The organism is Pseudonocardia sp. CA-142604 (assembly GCF_050948475.1).
Classification (GTDB): Bacteria; Actinomycetota; Actinomycetes; order Mycobacteriales; family Pseudonocardiaceae; genus Pseudonocardia; species Pseudonocardia alaniniphila.
Window position 1 is genome coordinate 5837627 of the sequence record NZ_CP192045.1, and the last position, 21287, is coordinate 5858913.

Consider the following 21287-nt stretch of genomic DNA (forward strand, 5'->3'; position numbering starts at 1 on the left):
GTAAGACACGCCGGACATCGGGGCCAAGCCGCAGGATCAGCCGTTGCTGCTGAAAGCCGCGTCGAAAGCCGCAGAAGGGGGGTCGAACGCCAGACGGCGCACGAACTCCAGTGCCTCCGGCGCCCCGACGAGGCGGTCCATCCCGGCGTCCTCCCACTCGATGGAGATGGGCCCGGCGTAGCCGATCGTGTTGAGCATGCGGAAGCACGCCTCCCACGGGACGTCCCCGTGGCCGGTGGAGACGAAGTCCCAGCCCCGGCGCGGGTCGGCCCACGCCAGGTGCGAGCCCATCCGCCCGTTGCGGCCGTTGCCGACCTGACGCTTCGCGTCCTTGCAGTCGACGTGGTAGATCCGGTCCTTGAAGTCCCACAGGAACCCGATGGGGTCGAGGTCCTGCCAGACGAAGTGGCTCGGGTCCCAGTTCAGCCCGAACGCCGGCCGGTGCCCGACGGCGTCGAGCGCCGCGACGGTGGTCCAGTAGTCGTAGGCGATCTCCGACGGGTGCACCTCGTGGGCGAACCGGACCCCCACCTCGTCGAACACGTCGAGGATCGGGTTCCAGCGGTCGGCGAAGTCGCGGTAGCCGTCGTCCACCATGGACTGCGGCACCGGCGGGAACATCGCCACGGTCTTCCAGATCTTCGAACCCGTGAACCCGATCACCGTGTCGACGCCGAGCTTGGCGGCAGCGCGGGCGGTGGTCTTCATCGCCTCCGCCGCGCGCTGCCGCACCCCCTCGGGCTCTCCGTCGCCCCACACCCGCGCGGGCAGGATCGCGTGGTGGCGTTCGTCGATCGGGTCGTCACAGACGGCCTGCCCGGTGAGGTGGTTGGAGATCGCGTAGACCTCCAGCCCGTGCTTGGCCAGGATGTCGCGGCGGCCCTGCACGTAACCGTCGTCCTCGACCGCCGCCCACGGGTCGAAGTGATCGCCCCAGCAGGCGATCTCCAGCCCGTCATAGCCCCACTCCCCGGCCAGCCGGGCGACCTCCTCGAACGGCAGGTCGGCCCATTGGCCGGTGAACAGCGTGATCGGTCGCGCCATCGCGCCGAGCCCCTTTCGCGAGCGTGATCAGGATGGGATCGAGTGCCAGCTGCCACTCTGGGCGGACCGGACGACGGAGTCGAGCACGAGTTGCACCTGCAGGCCGTCGGCGAACGACGGCGTGGGATCGGCACCGGCCGCGATGTCGCGCAGGAGGTCGACGATCTCGTGGGTGAACGAGTGCTCGTACCCCAGCAGGTGGCCCGGCGGCCACCACGCACCGGCGTACGGGTGCGTCGGCTCGGTGACGAGGATCCGGCGGAAGCCTGCCGTCTCCGGGTCGTCCGTGCCGTCGTAGAAGGACAGCTCGTTCATCGATTCGAAGTCGAACGCCAGCGATCCGGTGCTGCCGTTGATCTCCAGCCGGATCGAGTTCTTGCGCCCGGTGGCGAACCGGGTGGCTTCGAAACTCGCCACCGCGCCGCCGGCGAACCGGCCGATGAACAGCGCGGCATCGTCGACGGTGACCGGGCCGCGCGCGGTCGACCCGGACGCCGTCAGCCCGCTCGACGCCTCGGGCAGCGGCCGCTCCGTGATGAACGTCTCGGTGAGCGCCGTGACGTCGGCGAGCCGGTCGCTGGTGACGAACTGGGCCATGTCGACGATGTGGGCACCGATGTCGCCGAGCGCCCCGGACCCGGCCCGCTCCGCCTGCAGCCGCCAGACCAGCGGAAACTCCGGATCCACGATCCAGTCCTGCAGGTATTGGGCACGGACGTGGCGCACCTGCCCGATCCGGCCCTGCTCCACCAGTCGCCGGGCCAGCGCCACGGCGGGCACCCGGCGGTAGTTGAACCCGACCATGTTGCGGACGCCCTTGGCCTGCGCGCGCTCCGCGGCGGCGACCATCGCGCGCGCCTCGTCGACCGTGTTGGCCAGCGGCTTCTCGCACAGCACGTGCTTGCCGGCGTCCAGCGCGGCGATCGCGATCTCCGCGTGCGTGTCACCCGGCGTGCAGATGTCCACGAGTTCGACGTCGTCGCGCCGGAGCAGCGCCTTCCAGTCCGTCTCGGTGGCTCGCCACCCCAACCGCCGCGCCGCCGCCGTGGTCGCCTCGGGCGTGCGGCCGCAGAGCACCGCCATGTCCGGCTCGATCGGCAGGTCGAAGAAACGCGGTGCCGTGCGCCATGCCTGGGAGTGGGCTGCGCCCATGAAGGCGTAGCCGATCATCCCGACCCCGAGGGTCCGTTCTCCACCCACGGCGGTCAGGACTCGAAGCCGAGTGGCAGGTACGTCGCAACGTTCTCTTTCGTGATCGTTGCCGACGCCAGCGTGATCGACGCCGGCACCTCCTGCTCCGCGAGATCGCCCATGCCTCGACCCTGCGCCACGAGCCGCGCCAGCGCAACGGCAGAAGAGGCCATCGACGGGCTGTAGGTGACGGTCGCCTTCAGCACCGTGTTGTCGGCCTGGATGTCGCGCATGGCGTTGGCCGAGCCGGCACCGCCCACCATGAAGAACTCGTTGCGCCCGGCTTGGTTGATCGCGGCGAGGACGCCGATGCCCTGGTCGTCGTCGTGGTTCCAGACGGCGTCGAGCCGCGGTGCCGCCTGCAGCAGGTTGGCGGTGACCCGCTGGCCGCCCTGCGCGGTGAAGTCGGCCGCCTGGCGGGGGCCGACCTGGAAGCCGAAGCTGCTCAGCGCGTCGGCGAAGCCCTGGCTGCGGGCCGCGGTCAGGGGGAGGTTGTCGATGCCCGCGATCTCGCCGATCACGGGGTTGGCCACCCCGGCGCTGCGCAGCCGCTCGCCGATGTAGTTGCCCGCGCTCACACCCATGCCGTAGTTGTCCCCACCGATCCAGGTGCGGTAGGCCAACGGCGAGTCGAAGACGCGGTCGAGGTTGATCACGGGGATCCCGGCCTGCATCGCGGCCCGCCCGACGGACGTGAGCTGGCTGCCGTCGTTGGGCAGGAGCACCAGTGCGTCGACGCCCCTGTTGATGAGGGTCTGGACAGCGGCGATCTGCTGCGTGATGTCGTTGGTGGGGTTGACGGCCTCGAAGGTCACGTCGGTGTAGCGGTCCGCCTGCGCCTTCGCGTTGTTCGCGATCGCGGCGATCCACCCGTGGTCGGCGGCGGGTGCGGAGAAGCCGATCGTCACCGGCTGGCCGGGCGCGGCGTTGTCACCTCCGCCCGCTGCGGCGGGCGCCGGTGCCGTGCCCGAGGACGGGGCCTCGTTGCTGGTGCACGCGGTGAGCGCGGCACCGGCTCCGACGCCGAGGGCGCCGGCGAGAAAGCCGCGGCGCCGCAGGACACCAGGGACGGCAATGGGGTCGGGCATGATCAACTCCTTTGTTGTGGTTCGGTCCTGCGGTGTCAACCGGCAGCAGACGAGCGCTGTGCGCGAGCCTGGATCAGCACGGCGACGACGATGATCACGCCCTTGGCGATGTTCTGGACCTCGGTCGCCAGGTTGTTGAGCACGAAGAGGTTGGTGATCGTCGTGAAGACGAGCACGCCGAGGATCGAGCCGATCAGGGTGCCGCGGCCGCCGGTGAGCAGCGTGCCGCCGATGATCACCGCGGCGATCGCGTCGAGCTCGTAGAGCGTGCCGTGGGTGCTCGAACCCGTGGTGGTGAGCGAGGCGATCATGATCGCCGCGATGCCGGCGCACAGGCCGGACACGGCGTACAGCAGCATCGTGTGCCGGCGCACGTCGACCCCGGCCAGGCGGGCCGCCTCGGCGTTGCCACCGATCGCGAACGTCCGGCGGCCGAACGTGGTGCGGTTGAGCACCACCCAGCCCACGGCCACCACCGCCGCGAAGATGTAGACGAGCAGCGGGATTCCGAGCAGGCGGGTGTTGGCGATGCCCGCGATCACCGGGTCGGTGACGATCTGGCTGCGCCGGTCGGAGATCTGCTCGGCCAGACCCTGAGCCGAGATCAGCATCGCCAGCGTGACGATGAACGGCACGATCCGGCCGTAGGCGATGAGGATCCCGTTGACCAGGCCCGCGCCGACGCCCACGGCAACCGCACAGAACACCATCACGGCCGCGCCGTAGGACTGCGTGGCCACGGTGGTGGCCCACACCGAGGCGAGCGCCATCACCTTGCCGACCGACAGGTCGATGCCGCCGCCGATGATCACGAACGTCACGCCGACGGTCAGCACGCCGATGATCGACGCCGAGGTGAGGATCGTGAGCAGGTTCGACGTGGTCAGGAAGGTGTCGGCGGAGACGACGCCCACGACGCACAGCAGCGCGAGCACCGCGACGAGCCCGAGGTTGCGGCCCGCGCCGCTGTCGAGCAGCCTGCTCCACGAGGAGCGGGCGGGTTCGGCGGCCCGCGCGGCCTGCTCCACCCGGCCCCGCTCGTCGGCGGCGGGGACCCGATCCGGCGGCGGCGCGGCCGGCGCGGCTTCCGTGCCGCTCACAGCGCCTTTGTCACTCATGGCCCGCTCTCTCCTTCGAAGACTCGTCGAGCGATTCCATGACGAGGTCGAGAACCCGTCCCTCGTCGAGCTCGGCGCTCGGCGCCTCGTGCACCACACGGCCCTCGCGCACGACCAGCACCCGGTCGGCGAGGCCGAGCACCTCGGGCACCTCGCTGGACACCAGCACGATCGCCGCCCCCTCGGCGGAGAGCCGCTGGATCAGCCCGTAGATCTCGCTGCGCGCCCCGACGTCCACACCGCGGGTGGGCTCGTCCAGCAGCAGGACCGAGCACCCTTGCAGCAGCCAGCGGGCCAGCACGACCTTCTGCTGGTTGCCGCCCGAGAGCGTCCGGACCGGGCGGGTGGCGTCGGCCGGACGCACGTCGAGCTGCGCGGTGATCGCCCCTGCTGCGGGGAGCTCGGCGTCCGCGGTCAGGAATCCGAACCGGGCGAACCGGGCGAGTGCCGACAGCGAGACGTTGCGGTACACGGGCTCGCCCATCAGCAGGCCCTGGCTCTTGCGCTCCTCCGGCGCCAGTCCCATCCCGGCCCGCACCGCGGCGGGCACCGAGCCGGCCCGCAGCGCCGTGCCCCGAACCCGCACGGTGCCGGCGCTCGCCTTGCGTGCCCCGTAGACCGTCTCGAGGATCTCCGAGCGGCCCGACCCGACGAGACCCGCCAGCCCGACGATCTCCCCCGCGCGGACCGTGAAGGACACGTCGGAGAACTCCCCGGCGCGCGCGAGGCCGTCGACCTCCAGGACGACGTCGCCGGGAGGCGTGTCCGGGCGCTCGGGGAAGACGTACTCGATCGTCCGGCCGGTCATCAGCCGGATGACATCAGCGGTCGGCGTGGTGCGGGCCGGCAGGTTGCGGGCGACGCTGCGCCCGTCCTTGAGCACCGTGACCCGGTCGCCGATCTCGCGGATCTCCTCCAGCCGGTGGGAGATGTAGACGACGGCCACTCCGTCCGCGGTGAGCTCCCTGATCACCCGGAAGAGGTTGCGGACCTCCTCGGGGTCGAGCACCGCCGACGGCTCGTCCATGACGATCAGACGCGCGTCCCTCGCGAGGGCGCGGGCCATGCTCACCACCTGTTGCCCCGCAGCCGAGAGCCGCCCGAGCTCGCGCCGCGGCGGGATCTCCGGATGGCCGAGCCTGCGCAGGAGCGTCCGCGCGAGGTTCTCGGCGTCGCGGGGCCGGGTGAAGCCCAGGCGCGCGGGCTCGTGGCCGAGCACCACGTTCTCGGCCACGCTGAGCCCGGGAACGAGGTCGAGCTCCTGGTAGATCGTGGCGATCCCCGCAGCGTCGGCGGCCTGGGGCGAGCCGAACGAAGCAGGCTCCCCCGCCCAGACGATCTCTCCGGAATCCGGCTGGTGCGCGCCGGCCAGCACCTTGATCAGGGTCGACTTGCCGGCCCCGTTCTGCCCGAGGAGGCAGTGCACCTCGCCCGCGGCGACGTCGAGGTCCACCCCGTCCAGAGCGCGCACGCCCGGGAACTGCTTGACGATGCCGCGCATCGTGAGCAGCGGTTCCTCCGCCATCCTCGCTGTCATCCCCCACCTCGACGTGGTTCACCGGCGGGGGAACGGTAGGAGCATTGACCAGTGCCGTACAACGACCGAATAATGCGTCTTTGCGCTGTTTTTCCGTCGAAATCGGACCGTGATGCTCCTGCCCTCCCCGCCACCCCTGCTGCCCCCGCTGCGCCTGAGCACGCCCGCGCTCTCGGGCCGTTTCGAGTCGGCCGTCACCCTCAGCACCGTGGCCCGGCTGGTCGCCTCCGGCACGGCCGTGAGCAAGGCCGATCTCGTCCCCGCCGCGGGGCTCGCCCGCACCACCGTGAGCACCGCCGTCGACCAACTGCTCGCCCGGGGCGTGCTGCGGCTCGACGGAACACGGCCCACGGCGGGGCGGGGCCGGCCCGCCGACCGGCTCGCGCTCTCTCCCCGGGGCGGGCACGTCCTGCTGGCCGACGTCGGCGCGACCGCCGCCCACCTGGCCGTCGTCGACCTCAGCCAGCGCATGCTGGGCCACGCCCATGTCGAGGTGGACGTCACCGACGGCCCCGAGGTCGTCCTCCGCACCGTCGAGTCGCACCTCACCGCGCTGCGTGCGCGGGCACCCGGAGACGTGCCGGTGCGTGCCGTCGTGATCGGGCTGCCAGGCCCCGTGGACGGGCAGCTCGGGGTGCCGGTCCGCCCGCCGATCATGCCGGGCTGGCACGCCTATCCCGTCACGGCGCGGCTGCAGCAGACCTACCGCTGCCCCGCCGTCCTGGAGAACGACGTCAACCTTCGCGCGCTCGGCGAAGCGCGGGCGCTACCGGCCGACCAGGTGCCGCTGCTGTTCGTCAAGGTCGGCACCGGCATCGGCGGCGGGCTCGTCACCGGCGAGGGCGTACTGCACCACGGCGCCGACGGCGCGGCGGGCGACATCGGCCACGTCCGCGTCCGCGGGGCACCCGACGACGCCTGCGTCTGTGGCAACGTGGGCTGCATCGAGGCCGTGGCGTCCGCCGGAGCGATCGCTCGCAGGCTGGGGCGCACGCACGGGGAGGCGATCTCGATCGCCGACGTCCGCGCGCTCGCCGGCCGCGGCGACGCCACCGCACTCGGCGCCGTGCGCGACGCCGCCGGGTTGATCGGCGAGCTCGTGGCCACGCTCGTGCACTTCTACAACCCGGCGCGGGTGACGATCGGGGGATCCCTCACCGCGGCGAGCGACGAGCTTCTCGCCGGCGTGCGCAGCGTCGTCTATCAGCGGGCGCTGCCGCTCGCCACCCGCAACCTCGTGCTCACCAACAGCGTGCTGGGCGAGTACGCAGGCCTGGCCGGGGCCGCCGTGCTCGGCATCGAACGCGTGCTGTCGGCCGAGCAGATCGGGGTGCTGACGAGCGGGCGGTGACGCCGCAGGCTACGGCGCCAGTGCCTGGTAGATCGCCCGCACGTAGGACTCGCTGCGGTCGGAGCCGATGATGCCCGGACCCATCTTGTTCATCATGTAGGAGATCGTCATGCGGCGGCCGAGATCCATGATGATCACCGACCCGCCCCAGCCTCCCCAGAAGCAGATCTTCTCGTCCGGGACGTACGGGACGGTGTCGAGCTGGGGCAGCCCGAAGCCCATGCCCCAGCGCAGTGGCACACCGAGCACCAGGTCCACACCGTTCGCCTGTTCGTCGAAGATCCTGTCGATCGTCGCGGGCGACAGCAGGCGGACCCCGTCGACCTCACCACCGCGAGCGACGACCGACAGGGCGCGAGCCATCCCACGGGCGTTCGTGTGGCCGTTGACCGCGCCCATGTCGGCACGGCGCCACGCGGGCGTGTTGGCCGTGGCAGCGTCGAGTCCGGGCCCGGTGAAGGTCTTGTAGACCGGGCTGTTCTGATCGAGCGAGCCGAAATCGATCGGGCTCGGAGGAGGCGGGATCACCTCGGCGATCCGCGCCCAGTCGCTCTCGACGGCGCCGATCTGGACGTCGGCGCCCAGCGGACCGGCGATCTCCTCGGCGACGAACTGCTTGAGCGGCTTCCCGCTCACCCTCCGCACCACCTCACCGACCAGATGCCCCTGGTTGGCGGCGTGGTAGCCCGACGCGCTGCCCGGCTCCCACCAGGGCGCCTGCGCGGCGAGCCGGGAGGTGGCGAGCTCCCAGTCGTACATGTCCTCGATGGCGAAGGGCTGGTCCCAGCCCGACACACCGGAGGTGTGCGCGAGCAGGTGCCGGACCTCGACGCCCTGCTTCCCGTTCGCCGCGAACTCCGGCCAGTAGGTGGCCACCGGGGCATGGAGGTCGAGCTCCCCCCGGTCCACCAGGATCAACGCGGACAGGCTGGTGAGGGTCTTCGTCGAGGACCACACGTTGACGATCGTGTCCTCCGCCCACGGCGTCGTCCGCGCCTCGTCGGCGAAGCCACCCCACAGATCGACCACGACGTCGCCGTCCACGTCGAGCACGATCGATGCTCCGAGCTCCTCACCGGAATCGAGGTTCTTCTCCAGCGCGGTCCGGACGGCGTCGAAGCGGTCGCTGCACACACCCTTGATGTCAGCCATGGCTGAAGTTGCTCCTCGTCGTCGAGCACGTAGTGGGATCAACACTGACCGGACGCTGTTCTAGGACACGAATACAGCTCTCAACCGCCGGTAGGTCGAAATCGATCCCCGCGGAGCACCGGAGGACGCCCCGTATCCGCTCAGTCGCGCTGGTCCCGCCCGGACAGCTGCTCCACGAGCAACAGCAGCGCGCTGTGGTCGAGGCCCCCGTGACCCTGTGCGCGCAGCGCCCCCACCAGCTGAGCCACGTGCGCGCCGAGCGGGATCGCGACGCCGGCCTCGCGTGCCGCCGCCGTCACGATGCCCAGGTCCTTGTGGTGCAGGTCGATCCGGAAGCCCGGGGCGAACTCGCGAGCCCGCATACCGGCCGCCTTCCGGTTCAGCACGGCACTCCCGGCGAGCCCGCCGCCGAGCACCGTCGTGGCGGACTCGGTGTCCACGCCGTGCGCCTCGAGGAACACCAGCGCCTCGGCGAGCAACTGGATGTTGCCGGCGACGATGAGCTGGTTCGCGGCCTTGACGGTCTGACCCGCTGCCGGCGGGCCGACGTGCACCACGGTGGCGCCGACGACGTCCAGGTATGGACGGGCGGCCTCGACGTCCTCGGCCTCACCACCGACCATGATCGACAGCGAGCCCTCCTTCGCCCCGGCCTCGCCGCCGCTGACCGGGGCGTCGACCACGCGGATGCCGCGGTCGGCCCCGGCCGCAGCCACGCGGCGGGCGACGTCCGGGCGGATGGTGGAGCAGTCGATGTACAGCGTGCCGGGCTTCGCCGAGGCGTAGATCCCCTCCTCGGCGAAGGCGAGCCCCTCGACGTCCGGGCTGTCGGGAACCATCGTGATCACGACGTCCGCATCACGCACGGCCTCGGCCACGCTCTGCGCGGCCCGCCCGCCGCGCTCGACCAGCCGATCCACCGCGGGACGGGAACGGTTGAAGCCGACGACGTCGTACCCGGCGTCGATCAGGTGGCCCGCCATGGGAGCACCCATGATCCCCAGCCCGATGAATGCGATCGTGGTCTGCTGCGGTGTGGTCATCGCTCGCCCTCCCTGCGCTCGGCCGCCGCTCCGCGGAGGCGCTGTCTCGTTGATTCGCTCGCACGCTCACTCATCGGTTCTCCTGGGTCGCCGCGCCGCGCTGCGCGGACGGCAGCCAGTCGAATGCGCGGTCGCTCGTGGTGGACGGCTGGTACTCCAGGCCGATCCACCCGGTGTACCCGGCGCGGTCGAGTGCCGCGAGGTGCCGGTCGAAGGGGATCTCGCCGGTTCCGGGCTCGTGCCGGCCGGGCGCGTCGGCGATCTGCACGTGTCCGATCCGGTCGGCGTACCGCTCGATCGCCGCGGCGACGTCATCGCCGTTCACGGTGAGGTGGTACAGGTCGGCGAGCAGCTTCAGGTTCGGCGAGGCGACGCGGTCGGCCACCGCGATCGCGTCGGCGGCCGTGCGCAGGGGATAGCGGTCCACGCCGCTGACCGGCTCGACCACGACGGCGCCGTCGACCCGGCCGGTGGCGTACGCGAGGTTCTCCACCGCCACGTCGTCCTGCTCCATGGGGTCGGTGCCGGCGATGCGGTTGCCGTAGAGGGCGTTGAACACGCCGGTGCCCAGGCGTCCCCCGATGCCCACCGCGATGTCGACGCTGGCCCGGAACTCCGCCTCCCGCCCGGGACAGGACACGAGCCCCCGGTCACCCGCCGGCATGTCCCCCGCCGCGAAGTTGAGCCCGGTCAGCCGCACACCGGCATCCTCGACAGCACGGACGAACCGCTCCACCTCCGCGTCCTCGGGCGTGGCCGTGGGGAAGGGCCACCAGAACTCGACGGCGTCGAACCCGGCGGCCCGGGCAGCGGCCGGCCGTTCCAGGAGCGGCAGCTCGGTGAACAGGATCGAGCAGTTGACGGTATAGCGGGCCATGGGCCTGATCCTTGCGGTGCACGGGGTCACACCGCGAGCGGGCGTCGGAAACGCCACCCCGCCACACCCGCCGAACGACAGTCCTGTCCATCCAGAACTGCCGGACGAACGCGCCGCTCGTCCGGCAGCTGAGCCCTCGGCGCGGATTACGCCCGGGGGGTCGCGGCCTGCCAGCGGAGGTCGAGGGCCTCCCGGCCCTCCGTGGTCAGCCGCCCGTGCATGCGCAGCCGGGCGGCGCCGCCGTCGGGGAAGATGTCGAGCCTGACGTGCGTGACGGGCCGGGCCTGCCCGGACTGTTCCGGCGGCCCGAGCACGATGCGGTGGCGGGTGTCGGGCTGCAGCGCCGTGCGTGGCACGAGGCCGAACCACTCGCCGCCTTCCCGCCGGCCGCGCAACGTGGCCCAGCCTGGCGCGTTGTGCAGGAAGTAGCTCGTGTCGATCTCCGCCACCCCGATCACTGACTCGCCCGCGAGGGCCACCTCCACCCAGTCGTTGCCGTCGTCGCGGCGGCGGGAGGTCTCCCAGCCCTCGCCCATGGAGCGGGGCGGGCCGGGGACGAGCAGGTTGTTCGGGGAGCTGTAGAAGAGGTTCGAGCAGCCCACCACCCGGCCACCGTTCTCGATCGCCGCCAGGTCGACGGTGCCGAGCGCGTCGAGCAGCCGTGGGTCGGGCAGCGCCTCGCCGTGCACCCGCAGCCGCGCCACCCCGCCGTCCGGGAAGATCCGCAGGCGCACGTGCGTGACCCGACGATCGCTCGTCACCGCGAACACGTTCTCGGTGTCGCCCTTGACGGCCGAGCGGGGTAGCAGCGGCTCCCAGCCCGGGTCGGCCAGTAGGTCGGCGACCGACGGGTGCCCCGCGGCGGCGAGCCCGTCGACCGCCACCTCCGGCGGGTAGTTGCCGGTGAACCACGCCGTGTCGACCACGACCCCCCGGACGATCCCCGGGGCGCCGAGCCGGACGATCGCCTCGTCGTGGCCCGGTTCGCGGCGACGGCGGGTCTCCCAGCCGTCGTAGACCTGGCCCTTGTGCCCGAACGTGGCGGGCTCGTACGTCGCCGGCCCGGGCGTGATCAGGTTCTCCCGCGCGGCGAAGGCCTCGTCGTTGGCCCACACGACGCCGCCGCCGAGCGTCCGCAGAGCGAGGTCGGGCAGCTGCCGGAAATCAGTCATCGCTCGCCCTCTTCGCGCTCGGCCCGTGCGTCCCGCACGCACTGTTCCATTGATTCACTCGCCCTCCCGCGACAGCAGGCGTCCGCGCGGCACCCCGCCGACGTCCACCTGCTCACCGCGTAGCCACGTGCTGCGCACCACGCCGTGCAACTCCCGCCCCGCGTACGGGGTGATCGGGTTGCGGTGGTGCAGCTCCCCCACCGTGAACGTCGCATCGGGGGCGACGATCGTGAGGTCCGCGTCCGCGCCCGCTGCGATCCGGCCCTTGCGTTCGAGCCCGACCAGCGCCGCCGGCCGTTCCGCCATCCACCGGACGACGTCCACGAGGCAGTGCCCCCGCTCGCGCGCCTGCGTCCACACCACCGGGAGCCCGAGCTGCAGCGACGCGATCCCGCCCCACGCAGCGCCGAAGTCGCCCCGATCCAGTTGCTTCAGGTCGGCGGTGCAGGGCGAGTGGTCGCTCACGACCATGTCGATGACGCCATCGGCCAGGCCGCGCCACAGCGCGTCCCGGTTGTCGGCCTCGCGCACCGGCGGGCAGCACTTGAAGCGGGTGTCGCCGTCGGGCACCTCCTCGGCGGTGAGCGCGAGGTAGTGCGGGCAGGTCTCCACGGTGACGCGGACGCCGTCGGCACGGGCGGCGGCGAGCTGCGGCAGCGCATCGGCCGAGGACAGGTGCACCACGTGCACCCGAGCCCCGGTCTCACGGGCCAGCGCCAGCAGTCCCGCGATGGCGCTGTCCTCGGCGGCGCGCGGCCGGGACGCCACGAAGTCGAGGTAGCGCCGTCCGCTCGCCTCCCTGACGAGCGTGCCGTCCTCGGCGTGCACGATCATCAGCCCGTCGAACGCGGCGACCGCGCGCAGCGCCGTCGCGAGGTCCTCCCCCACCAGCGGTGGGAACTCCGCGACCCCGCTGTCGAGCAGGAAACACTTGACGCCGAACACGCCCGCGTCGTGCAGCGCACGCAGCTCCCCGGCGTTGCCAGGAACGGCACCGCCCCAGAACCCGACGTCGACGGTGCACTGCCCGGCGGCCGCCTTGCGCTTGACCTCCAGCGCGGCCACGTCGACGGTGGGCGGCAGCGCGTTGAGCGGCATGTCCACGATCGTCGTGACGCCGCCGGCCGCCGCGGCACGGGTGGCAGTGGCGAAGCCCTCCCACTCGGTGCGACCGGGCTCGTTGACGTGCACGTGCGTGTCGACGAGCCCGGGCAGGAGCACCTCGTCGTCGGCGAGCACCACCTCGCCGACATCGGCCCGGCCGTCGATCGGCGTGTCGTACGGCAGCACGGCCTCGATCCGCTCGCCGTCCACGAGCACCGCGGCGGGACGTTCGGCACCGTCGACGACGGCGCGCTGTGCACGCAGAACGATCACACGCGCTCCTGGTAGGCACGCCAGCTCGCCTGCTCGGAGATGTCCGTCAACGGCGGCAGCTGCGCGTACTCGCGGCGCAGGATCATCGCCAGCGAACCAGTGCCGTCGGCCAGCTCGATCACGCCGAGCTCCAGCCCGTCGGGCTCCCCGGGCAGCAGCACCTCGCGCAGCTGCTCGTAGGACATGTCGTAGACCTCGCCGCGCACCGCCGCTCCCCCGTCCCCGACGTCCTCGAGCGCCGGATAGCGCCCGCCGACGGCGTGGAAGCGGTACCGCGGCGCCGTGGTGGTGCGGGTGACCAGCGGCGCGTCGCCGACGAGATGGTGGTCGGCGCCGCCGGACATGGCGGTGCCGTTGAGGAACATCAAGGGCATCCTGCGCTCCTTCGTCGTGCTCGTCAGGTGCCGGTGATGTGCTCGGGCCGCACGGGAACGCGCAGCAGAGCCTTCCCCGTCGCCGCTCTGATCGCGGCCGCGACGGCCGGACCGCTGGAGATCGTCGGGGCCTCACCGACGCCACGCACACCGTATGGCGCGTGCGGGTCGGCGTACTCCAGGACCTCGATACGCATCGGCGGCATGTCGAGGATCGTCGGGATGAGGTAGTCGGTGAACGACGGGTTGCGCACCTTCCCGTCGGTGACGACCACCTCCTCCATCAGGGCGAGCCCCATCCCCTGCGCGCTGCCGCCCTGGATCTGGCCGACCACGGCGTCCGGGTTGATCGCCTTGCCGACGTCCTGGGCGGTGTCCAGCGCGACGACCTTCACGAGCCCCAGCTCCACGTCGACGTCGACGACCGCGCGGTGCGCCGAGAAGGCGTACTGCACGTGGGCGTTGCCCGCACCGGTCTCCGGATCGAAGGGCACCGTGGGCCGGTGCCGGAACTCGACGGTCTCCTCCACGACGTCGTCACCGAGCACCTCGGCCAGGGCGGCACCCACCTCGCCGGTCGTGTCGACGATCTTGTCGCCGTCCAGCCGCAGCTCCACCGGGGAACGCCCGAGCAGGACCGCGGCCCGGTGCAGCACGGCCGCGCGGACAGCCTCGCACGCGGCCTTGACCGCCCCGCCGGTCATGTAGGTCTGCCGGGACGCCGACGTGGACCCGGCGGAGCCCACCGACGTGTCGGCGGGGTGCAGCACCACCCGGTCGACGCCCAGCTCCGTGCGGCAGATCTGCTGCTCGACGGTGATCAGGCCCTGCCCCACCTCGGCCGCGGCGGTGTGCACCGTCGCCACGGGCTCGCCGCCGGTGATCTGCAGCCGCACCCGGGCCGTCGCGTAGTCGTCGAAGCCCTCGGAGAACCCGACGTTCTTGTAGGTGACGGCGTAGCCGATCCCGCGCACCACACCCTCGCCGTGGGTGGTGTTCGAGACGCCCCCTGGCAGGTTCCTGATGTCGAACTCGCCGTCGGGGTGCTCGGCGGGCAACGGCATGTCGGCGACGATGCGGATGAGCTCCTCGACGGGCGCCGCCGAGTCGATCAGCTGCCCGGTGATGTTCCGGTCGCCTTCCCGCATGCCGTTGCGGGCGCGGATCTCCACCCGGTCGACGCCCACGGCGTCGGCGAGCGAGTCCATCAGCGCCTCGTGCGCGAACGCGGCCTGTACGCACCCGAAACCGCGCATCGCGCCGCAGGGCGGGTTGTTGGTGTAGACGCCGGTGCAGTCGACGCTGATGCTCGGGATCCGGTACGGCCCCAGCCCCATCGAGGCGCCGTTGCCGACCACGGCGCTGGTGGAGGAGGCGTAGGCGCCGCCGTCGAAGAGGATGTCGGCCTTCGCGTAGACGAGGCTGCCGTCCGGCTCGGCGCCGAACTCGTAGCGCATCCACGCCGGGTGCCGGTGCACGTGCCCGAAGAACGACTCCTCGCGGGAGTAGCTCATCTTCACCGGCTTGCCGGTGTGCAGGGCGAGCAGGCAGGCGTGGACGTGCATCGAGAGGTCCTCGCGCCCGCCGAAGGCGCCGCCGACCCCGGCCAGGTGCAGGCGCGCCTTCTCCGGCGGCAGCCCGAGCACGCGACAGACCTGCTTCTGGTCGACGTGCAGCCACTGGGTGGCGACGTAGAGATCGACGCCACCCTCGTCGTCCGGGACGGCGAGCCCGGACTCGGGACCGAGGAAGGCCTGGTCCTGCATACCGACCTCGAAGTCGAGCGCCACCACCACCGGCGCCGTCGGGGCCGGGTCGCCACGGCGCATCTGCGCCCGGCGCACCAGGTTGCCGCCCTCGTCGCGCCTGCTCTCGTGCACGAGAGGCGCGTCGGCGTCGAGCGCGCGGCGCGCGTCGGTGAGCGCGGGCAGCACCTCGTAGTCGACGACGATCTTCTTCGCCGCCCGCCGCGCGGTCTCGGGATGGTCGGCCGCGACGAGCGCCACCGGCTCGCCCTCGTAGCGGACCACCCCGGTGGCCAGTGCAGGTGTGTCGAGGTGTTCGAGGCCGACCGCGTTGCTGCCGGGCACGTCGTCGGCGGTGAGCACCGCGGTCACGCCGGGCACCGCGAGCGCCTCTCCGATGTCGATGCGGGCGATGCGGGCGTGCGGGTGCGGGCTGCGCAGCGTCACACCCCAGACCATGTCGTCGTGCCACAGGTCGCTCGCGTAGGCGAACTCGCCCGTGACCTTCAGTGCCGCGTCCGGACGCAGCGGGCTGTCGCCGATACGCCCCGGAACCGTGGTAGCGGTCGTCACCGCAGTCGTGGTCGTACTCGTGCTCGTACTCATCGGCCGGCCTTGTCCAGGAGAGTGCGATGGACGGCCTCGCACTCGCGCGCCAGTGCGTCCACGTCGACGGTGCGGACGCGGTCGCGTTCGACGACCGGACGCCCGTTCACGAGCAGCAGCTCCAGCGGCGGCGGCGTGCCCAGCACGAGCGCGGCGACCGGGTCGTCGACGTCGGCGTGGGCGAGGCCGTCGATGCGCCACAATGCGAGGTCGGCGAGCTTCCCGACCTCCAGAGACCCGATCTCGTCGCTCCGTCCGACCACGGCAGCACCACCGAGGGTGGCCAGCTCCAGGGCCTCGCGGACGCTGAGCGCCTGCGGGCCACCCACGGCGCGGGCGAACAGCAGCGCGTGCCGCACCTCCTCCAGCAGGCTCCCCGCCTCGTTGCTGGCCGCACCGTCGACACCGAGCGCAACGCGGGCGCCGGCTTCGCGCAGGCTGCGGACGGGGGCGATCCCCGCCCCGAGCCGCGCGTTCGACGACGGGCAGTGCGCCACGCCGGTGGCCGTCGCACCGATCTTCTTCACGCCGTCGTCGTCGAGGTGCACCGTGTGGGCGAACCACACGTCCTCACCGATCCACCCGAGTTGCTCGACGTACTCCAGCGGCGTGCGGCCGAAGCGCTCGCGGCAGAAGTCCACCTCGTCCACGGTCTCGGCCAGATGGGTGTGCAGCAGCACGCCGCGCCGCCGCGCCAGCTCAGCCGACTCACGCATGAGCTCGCCCGTGACGCTGAACGGCGAGCACGGTGCGAGTGCGACACGCACCATCGATCCCGGCGACGGGTCGTGCCAACGGTCGATGGCGGCCTCGGAGGCGGCGAGCACGGTGTCGCGGTCCTCGACGACGTCGTCCGGAGGTAGGCCGCCGTCGCTGCGGCCGAGGTCCATCGAGCCGCGGCACGGGTGGAACCGCAGCCCGACGTCCTGCGCGGCCCGGATCTCCGCGGCGAGGACGTCCCCGCCTTCGCGCGGGAAGACGTAGTGGTGGTCGGTGCTGGTGGTGCAGCCGGTGAGCGCGAGCTGCGCCAGGGCCGCGCTCGCGGAGACGTGCACGGCGTGCTCGTCGATGCCCGCCCATACGGGGTAGAGCGTGGTGAGCCACTCGAACAACGTCGCGTCGACGGCCAGGCCGCGGGTGACCCACTGGTAGAGGTGGTTGTGGGTGTTGACGAAGCCGGGCGTGAGCAGGCAGCCCCTGCCGTCGACGACCCTGGCGCCCTCGACGCGGGGCGCGGGCCCGGCACCGACCGCCGTGATCCGGTTGCCCTCGACGACCACATGGCCACCCGCGTGTTCGGCACCGGAGACCGTGACGACGTGAGCGCCGTCGATCACCGTGGTCGACCCCGTGATCGTCATCGCGGCCCCTCCTCGGTACGGGCGGCGAGCCGCACGGCGTCCATGATCTTCTCGTAGCCGGTGCAGCGGCAGAGGTTCCCGGCGAGCGCCTCGCGGATCTCCGGGTCGGACGGCTGCGGGTTGCGCTCCAGCAGGTCGTGGGTGGTGACGATCAGCCCGGGCGTGCAGAAGCCGCACTGCACGGCTCCCGCCTCGACGAAGGCCTGCTGCACGCGATGCAGCTCCCCCTGCGCGGAGAGGCCCTCGACGGTGGTCACCTCACGCCCCACCGCCTGGCCGGCCGCGACGAGGCAGGAGCACACCGGCAGCCCGTCGAGGTACACGGTGCACGAGCCGCATTCGCCCTGTTCACAGGCGTTCTTCGAGCCGGGGAGCCCCATCCGTTCGCGTAGCGCGTAGAGCAGGCTCTCGCCCTCCCACACGTCGTCGACCTCGTGGGTCGCGCCGTTCACGGTCAGCTCGATGCGCATCTCAGGCCGCCCTCCGGTAGTCGTCCCACGCCCACGTGGCGGCGCGGCGCGCCATCACCGAGAGCGAGTGCAGGCGGTAGGCGGCGCTGCCCCGCACGTCGTCGATGGGAGCGGCCGCGTCGCGCACGCGGCGGCCGAACTCCCGGGCCAGGCTCTCGGGCAGCTCACCGCGCGACTCCCACAGCCCGGCCGCCTCGAGCTCACCCGCGAGGAACGCCGCCGCCTCACCTGCCCGCCGCGGGGTGGGCGCCGCCGAGCCGATGCCGGTGCCCACGGCCTTGCGGTCCGGGTGCAGGGCGAACCCGAACGCCGACACGGCGATCACCATGGCGTTGCGGGTGCCGATCTTGCAGAACTGCTGAGGCCCGGACGCCGAGGGGACGAGCATCGCCGCGATGAGCTCGTCGGCGGCGAGGGCGTTGCGCTTCACCCCGGTGTAGAACTCGGCCACCGGTACGAGACGGGTGCCGCGCGCCGCCGATGCCACCTCGACCACGGCGTCGGCCGCGAGCAGTGGCGGGTGGCTGTCTCCGGCCGGGGAGGCGGCTCCGAGGTTGCCGCCCACCGTGCCCCGGTTGCGGATCTGGGGCGACCCGACCGTCCTGGACGCCATCGCCAGGCCGGGGAGGACGTCGCCGAGCTCGTCGATCACGCGGGCGTAGGTGACGCCGGCGCCGAGCCGGATCGTCCCGTCCGCATCCGGAGACCACTCGCGCAGCTCTGGAACCCTGGTGAGATCGAGCAGCGCAGGGGGTCGGCGGTGGTCGAAGTTCAGCTCGACCATGACGTCGGTGCCACCGGCCAGAGGCACCGCGTCCGGATGCTCCGCCTTGGCCGCGAGGGCGTCGGCCCAGGTCGCCGGGGCGAGGAAGTCCATGACAGAAGTAGAGCGCTGGGTTGTTTCCGCGAAAAGTCACCGCGTCGATGAATAGTCGATGGTGGCTTGCCGACCCGTTGTAGGTTCCTCCAATGCTGTTGCGGGATCTCGTCGCCCGTCACGGGCTCGGGCTGCGACTGCTGCACGGCGACGACGCCGCGCTGGACCGGCCGCTGCGCTGGGTCTACACCACCGACCTGATCGATCCCGGCCGTTACCTGTCGGGCGGAGAGCTGGTGGTGAGCGGCCTGGTGTGGCGCCGCGAGCCGTCCGACAGCGATCGTTTCGTCGCCACGCTGGCCCGCTCCGGCACCGCTGCGCTCGCCGCTGGTGCCGCGGTGTTCCACGGCGTGCCCGACGACGTCGTCGAGGCCTGCCGGCGCCACGACGTGCCGCTCGTCGAGGTACCGGAGGACGTGTCGTTCGCCACGATCACCGAGCTGGTGATCACCGAGCTCACCGCGGCGCGGGGAGCCCGGTTGGCGCACACCGTCGGTCGCCAGCGGCGGCTTCTCTCGGCCGTGGCCGAGGGGCTCGGCCTCGACGAGCTGGCCACGCAGGTGTCGCAGGCCACCGGAACGGTGTGCCGGGTGATCAGCACGACCGGACGCGAGATCGTCCCGGGGCCGCAACCGCTCCGATCCGACGTGATCGACCGCCTCGTGTCGACCTTCCTCAGGGCGGACCAGCTGCCCGCGACCCTCCGCCGCGACCGCTGCACCGTGTTTCCCGTGGGGCCGGCCGCGGAGCGGTTGTCGTCCTGGTTGGTGGTGGTGGAGGGCGATCCGGCCGGCTGGGACGCCGACACGGTCGACCTGGTCAACGAACTGGCCGCGATCGCCGCGCTGGACCGCGCCCGTCGAGGCGAGGGGGTGCGGGTGGCCCGGGCGATCGCCGACGAAGCGGTCACGATGATCGCGGCCGGAGCGGCGAACGTGCCAGAGACGTCGGTGCGGCTACGGCATGCCGGCCTCGACCCGACGGAACCGCTGGTCGTGGTGGTGGCCGGATTCGTGGGACAGCCCGAGCGGGCGGAGATCGCGTACGCGGTGCTCGTGGACGCCGCAGCGCACCTCGGTCCGCCGATGGTCGGGGTGCACGACGGTACGGCCGTCGCGCTGCTGCCCGACGACGATCCCGGCCCGGGCGGGGAGCGGGCCGGTTCGGTGCTGCGGCGGGCATTGGAGCGGCTGGTCCCCGGGCTGGCGGGCGAGCGGCTGGCGGTCGGCGTCAGCAGGTCCTCGCGGACCGAGGCGCTCACCGGAGCGCTGCACGAGGCCCGCCATGCCCACGACGTCGCGGCTCTGCGCTCGGGAGCGCTGCAGATCGTCACCGACGCGGAGACCGCCTCGCACATCGCGCTGCTCGCCGCCGTGCCCGACGACGTGCGCCGCGCCTTCGCCGTACGCGTGCTCGGCCCGGTGCTCGACCACGACGCCCGCACGGGTGCCGGTCTGCGTGTCACGCTCGAGGCGTTCCTCGCCTGCTCCGGCTCCTGGACACGCACCGCCGAGCGGCTGCACCTGCACGTCAACACCGTTCGCTATCGGATCAGCCGGGTCGAGGAGCTCACCGGCCGCGACCTCGGTGCGCTTCCGGACCGCGTGGACGTCTTTCTGGCGCTCCGGTCCCTCTGAACCTGGGCAGGCACGAACGATCGTGCTAAAACGGGTGGCATGGGCAAGGGCGACGCGACGCGAGAGGCCATCCTCGATGAAGCGGGCCACCTCGCGCGGCAGGTCGGCCTCGCCGGACTGACGATCGGGTCACTCGCCACCCGCACCGGGATGTCCAAGAGCGGCCTGTTCGCCCACTTCGGCTCGAAGGAGTCGTTGCAGCTCGACGTGCTCGACCACGCCACCGAGCGGTTCACCACCGAGGTGGTGCGCCCGGCACTCACGGCGCCGCGGGGCGAGCCTCGTGTGCGCGCCCTGTTCGATCGCTGGCTCGCCTGGGACTCCGCCGAAGGAGGATGCCCGCTCGTCGCCGCCGCCTTCGAACTGGACGATCAGCCGGGACCCGTACGGGAGCGCCTGGTACGCGACCAGCACGCCTGGTTCGACACACTCGCCACGATGGCCACGATCTGCGTTGCCGAAGGCCATTTCCGGTCCGACATCGATCCACGCCAGTTCGCTCAGGACGTCGAAGGCGTGATGCTCGCCTTCCACGTCGCCAGCCGACTCCTGGCCGACCCCGACGCCGCCGCGAGAGCCCACCGAGGACTCGAGACCCTGCTGGCCGCCGCGGCCGTCCGATGACTCCGCACGCTCACCCCGCCTGACCTCGACCGCCTCGAGCAGACCTGGAGCCCGCAGATGCCTCACTCCACCCCGAAAAGTACGATCGTTCGTGCCAGTCCAGGGTGTCCCGCCGTCGACGTGCACCCGCTGGCCCCAGAAGACGCCGGACACGCCGTCGACGCCGTCTTCGCCCAGCTCTCGCCACGCAGCCGCTACCTCCGCTTCCACTCCCCCGTCCACCGGCTCACCGGCCCGGTGCGGGCCGGTCTCGTCGACCTCGACGGCCGATGCCGCGCCGCGGTCGTGGCCGTGGTCGGGGGACCGGACGGACCGAGCCCGGTGGGTATCGCGCGCCTCGCCCGGAGCGGGCCGGAGTCGGTCGAGATCGCCGTGGCCGTGGCAGACGTCTGGCAGCGGCGCGGGATCGGCAGCCGCCTCGTGACCGCCATCGCCGAGCTGGCCGAGAGCCTCGGCTACACCGCCCTCTCCGGCGCCGTGCTCCCGGAGAACGTCGCGATGCTCGGACTCGTCCGCAGGATCTTCCCGTGGGTCCGCGCGCACTACGACGGCGACGTGGTGCAGCTCGCTATCCGGCTCGGTCCTGCGGCGTGGACGATCACGGACGAGGACCTGATCGCCGGGCTGACGGCACGGTGAGCGC

General features: G+C 72.2%; 19 protein-coding genes. 4 read left to right on the top strand and 15 right to left on the bottom strand.

The features are described from left to right. Nucleotides 1–36: 36 nt before the first annotated feature. From ACQPZQ_RS26470 to ACQPZQ_RS26490, 5 genes are read right to left on the bottom strand one after another with little or no spacing between them, the layout of a single operon-like run. Nucleotides 37–1044: a sugar phosphate isomerase/epimerase family protein gene (locus ACQPZQ_RS26470; RefSeq protein WP_433285007.1), complete on the bottom strand. Its 1008-nt coding sequence runs from the start codon at nucleotides 1042–1044 to the stop codon at nucleotides 37–39. Nucleotides 1045–1071: 27 nt separating this feature from the next. Continuing rightward, entirely contained in the window at nucleotides 1072–2214 is a 1143-nt protein-coding gene (locus ACQPZQ_RS26475; protein ID WP_433299376.1) for a Gfo/Idh/MocA family protein, read from the bottom strand. Nucleotides 2215–2249: 35 nt separating this feature from the next. Beyond that, nucleotides 2250–3323 carry a substrate-binding domain-containing protein gene (locus tag ACQPZQ_RS26480; RefSeq protein ID WP_433285009.1) on the bottom strand — a complete coding sequence of 358 codons (1074 nt, stop codon included), beginning with the start codon at nucleotides 3321–3323 and terminating at the stop codon, nucleotides 2250–2252. A gap of 35 nt (nucleotides 3324–3358) precedes the next feature. After that, a complete protein-coding gene (locus ACQPZQ_RS26485; protein ID WP_433285010.1) occupies nucleotides 3359–4441 on the bottom strand; it encodes an ABC transporter permease in 1083 nt (360 codons plus the stop codon). Next, the gene (locus tag ACQPZQ_RS26490; protein WP_433285012.1) at nucleotides 4434–5978 is read right to left on the bottom strand and encodes a sugar ABC transporter ATP-binding protein; all 1545 of its coding nucleotides are present in this window, start codon (nucleotides 5976–5978) and stop codon (nucleotides 4434–4436) included. The genes ACQPZQ_RS26485 and ACQPZQ_RS26490 overlap by 8 nt, the downstream gene beginning before the upstream one ends. Before the next feature lie 112 nt (nucleotides 5979–6090). Here ACQPZQ_RS26490 and ACQPZQ_RS26495 point away from each other — a divergent pair, with 112 nt between their 5' ends. Beyond that, complete coding sequence (locus ACQPZQ_RS26495; RefSeq protein WP_433299378.1) at nucleotides 6091–7329, top strand: ROK family protein; 1239 nt, start codon at nucleotides 6091–6093, stop codon at nucleotides 7327–7329. Between the two features lie 9 nt (nucleotides 7330–7338). Here the strand turns inward: ACQPZQ_RS26495 and ACQPZQ_RS26500 are convergent, their stop codons facing one another. The 10 genes from ACQPZQ_RS26500 to ACQPZQ_RS26545 all read right to left on the bottom strand — a co-directional run bounded on the left by ACQPZQ_RS26500 (nucleotide 7339) and on the right by ACQPZQ_RS26545 (nucleotide 18383). Continuing rightward, the gene (locus ACQPZQ_RS26500; RefSeq protein WP_433285014.1) at nucleotides 7339–8481 is read right to left on the bottom strand and encodes a serine hydrolase domain-containing protein; all 1143 of its coding nucleotides are present in this window, start codon (nucleotides 8479–8481) and stop codon (nucleotides 7339–7341) included. A gap of 140 nt (nucleotides 8482–8621) precedes the next feature. Then, nucleotides 8622–9578, bottom strand: coding sequence for a 2-hydroxy-3-oxopropionate reductase (locus ACQPZQ_RS26505; protein WP_433299380.1), 957 nt, complete (start codon nucleotides 9576–9578; stop codon nucleotides 8622–8624). A gap of 16 nt (nucleotides 9579–9594) precedes the next feature. Then, nucleotides 9595–10401: a hydroxypyruvate isomerase family protein gene (locus ACQPZQ_RS26510; protein WP_433285015.1), complete on the bottom strand. Its 807-nt coding sequence runs from the start codon at nucleotides 10399–10401 to the stop codon at nucleotides 9595–9597. A gap of 146 nt (nucleotides 10402–10547) precedes the next feature. After that, nucleotides 10548–11573 (bottom strand): allantoicase, encoded by a 1026-nt coding sequence (gene alc, locus ACQPZQ_RS26515; RefSeq protein ID WP_433285017.1) that lies wholly within the window; start codon nucleotides 11571–11573, stop codon nucleotides 10548–10550. Between the two features lie 54 nt (nucleotides 11574–11627). Then, nucleotides 11628–12950, bottom strand: a complete 1323-nt coding sequence (allB, locus tag ACQPZQ_RS26520) for an allantoinase AllB (RefSeq protein ID WP_433285019.1) — start codon at nucleotides 12948–12950, stop codon at nucleotides 11628–11630. Next, a complete protein-coding gene (locus tag ACQPZQ_RS26525) occupies nucleotides 12947–13324 on the bottom strand; it encodes an allophanate hydrolase-related protein (protein WP_433285021.1) in 378 nt (125 codons plus the stop codon). Before ACQPZQ_RS26525 ends, allB begins: the two co-directional genes overlap by 4 nt. A 23-nt stretch (nucleotides 13325–13347) precedes the next feature. Next, nucleotides 13348–15675 carry a xanthine dehydrogenase subunit D gene (gene pucD, locus ACQPZQ_RS26530; RefSeq protein WP_433285022.1) on the bottom strand — a complete coding sequence of 776 codons (2328 nt, stop codon included), beginning with the start codon at nucleotides 15673–15675 and terminating at the stop codon, nucleotides 13348–13350. Continuing rightward, the gene (locus ACQPZQ_RS26535; RefSeq protein ID WP_433285024.1) at nucleotides 15672–17036 is read right to left on the bottom strand and encodes an 8-oxoguanine deaminase; all 1365 of its coding nucleotides are present in this window, start codon (nucleotides 17034–17036) and stop codon (nucleotides 15672–15674) included. Before ACQPZQ_RS26535 ends, pucD begins: the two co-directional genes overlap by 4 nt. Continuing rightward, nucleotides 17033–17506: a (2Fe-2S)-binding protein gene (locus ACQPZQ_RS26540; RefSeq protein WP_433285026.1), complete on the bottom strand. Its 474-nt coding sequence runs from the start codon at nucleotides 17504–17506 to the stop codon at nucleotides 17033–17035. Before ACQPZQ_RS26540 ends, ACQPZQ_RS26535 begins: the two co-directional genes overlap by 4 nt. 1 nt (nucleotide 17507) lies before the next feature. Next, nucleotides 17508–18383, bottom strand: a complete 876-nt coding sequence (locus ACQPZQ_RS26545) for an FAD binding domain-containing protein (protein WP_433285028.1) — start codon at nucleotides 18381–18383, stop codon at nucleotides 17508–17510. A gap of 92 nt (nucleotides 18384–18475) precedes the next feature. Here ACQPZQ_RS26545 and ACQPZQ_RS26550 point away from each other — a divergent pair, with 92 nt between their 5' ends. The 3 genes from ACQPZQ_RS26550 to ACQPZQ_RS26560 all read left to right on the top strand — a co-directional run bounded on the left by ACQPZQ_RS26550 (nucleotide 18476) and on the right by ACQPZQ_RS26560 (nucleotide 21283). Continuing rightward, nucleotides 18476–20020 carry a PucR family transcriptional regulator gene (locus ACQPZQ_RS26550; RefSeq protein WP_433285030.1) on the top strand — a complete coding sequence of 515 codons (1545 nt, stop codon included), beginning with the start codon at nucleotides 18476–18478 and terminating at the stop codon, nucleotides 20018–20020. A gap of 39 nt (nucleotides 20021–20059) precedes the next feature. Then, nucleotides 20060–20644: a TetR/AcrR family transcriptional regulator gene (locus ACQPZQ_RS26555; protein ID WP_433285032.1), complete on the top strand. Its 585-nt coding sequence runs from the start codon at nucleotides 20060–20062 to the stop codon at nucleotides 20642–20644. Nucleotides 20645–20764: 120 nt separating this feature from the next. Further along, nucleotides 20765–21283 carry an N-acetyltransferase family protein gene (locus ACQPZQ_RS26560; RefSeq protein WP_433285034.1) on the top strand — a complete coding sequence of 173 codons (519 nt, stop codon included), beginning with the start codon at nucleotides 20765–20767 and terminating at the stop codon, nucleotides 21281–21283. The last annotated feature ends 4 nt before the right edge of the window (nucleotides 21284–21287 follow it).

Coding starts and splice junctions, on each gene's coding strand:
- ACQPZQ_RS26470 (WP_433285007.1), bottom strand. CDS start 1,044: ATGGCGCGACCGATCACGCTGTTCACCGGCCAATGGGCCGACCTGCCG.
- ACQPZQ_RS26475 (WP_433299376.1), bottom strand. CDS start 2,214: ATGATCGGCTACGCCTTCATGGGCGCAGCCCACTCCCAGGCATGGCGC.
- ACQPZQ_RS26480 (WP_433285009.1), bottom strand. CDS start 3,323: ATGCCCGACCCCATTGCCGTCCCTGGTGTCCTGCGGCGCCGCGGCTTT.
- ACQPZQ_RS26485 (WP_433285010.1), bottom strand. CDS start 4,441: ATGAGTGACAAAGGCGCTGTGAGCGGCACGGAAGCCGCGCCGGCCGCG.
- ACQPZQ_RS26490 (WP_433285012.1), bottom strand. CDS start 5,978: ATGACAGCGAGGATGGCGGAGGAACCGCTGCTCACGATGCGCGGCATC.
- ACQPZQ_RS26495 (WP_433299378.1), top strand. CDS start 6,091: ATGCTCCTGCCCTCCCCGCCACCCCTGCTGCCCCCGCTGCGCCTGAGC.
- ACQPZQ_RS26500 (WP_433285014.1), bottom strand. CDS start 8,481: ATGGCTGACATCAAGGGTGTGTGCAGCGACCGCTTCGACGCCGTCCGG.
- ACQPZQ_RS26510 (WP_433285015.1), bottom strand. CDS start 10,401: ATGGCCCGCTATACCGTCAACTGCTCGATCCTGTTCACCGAGCTGCCG.
- alc (WP_433285017.1), bottom strand. CDS start 11,573: ATGACTGATTTCCGGCAGCTGCCCGACCTCGCTCTGCGGACGCTCGGC.
- ACQPZQ_RS26525 (WP_433285021.1), bottom strand. CDS start 13,324: ATGCCCTTGATGTTCCTCAACGGCACCGCCATGTCCGGCGGCGCCGAC.
- pucD (WP_433285022.1), bottom strand. CDS start 15,675: ATGAGTACGAGCACGAGTACGACCACGACTGCGGTGACGACCGCTACC.
- ACQPZQ_RS26535 (WP_433285024.1), bottom strand. CDS start 17,036: ATGACGATCACGGGGTCGACCACGGTGATCGACGGCGCTCACGTCGTC.
- ACQPZQ_RS26540 (WP_433285026.1), bottom strand. CDS start 17,506: ATGCGCATCGAGCTGACCGTGAACGGCGCGACCCACGAGGTCGACGAC.
- ACQPZQ_RS26545 (WP_433285028.1), bottom strand. CDS start 18,383: ATGGACTTCCTCGCCCCGGCGACCTGGGCCGACGCCCTCGCGGCCAAG.
- ACQPZQ_RS26550 (WP_433285030.1), top strand. CDS start 18,476: ATGCTGTTGCGGGATCTCGTCGCCCGTCACGGGCTCGGGCTGCGACTG.
- ACQPZQ_RS26555 (WP_433285032.1), top strand. CDS start 20,060: ATGGGCAAGGGCGACGCGACGCGAGAGGCCATCCTCGATGAAGCGGGC.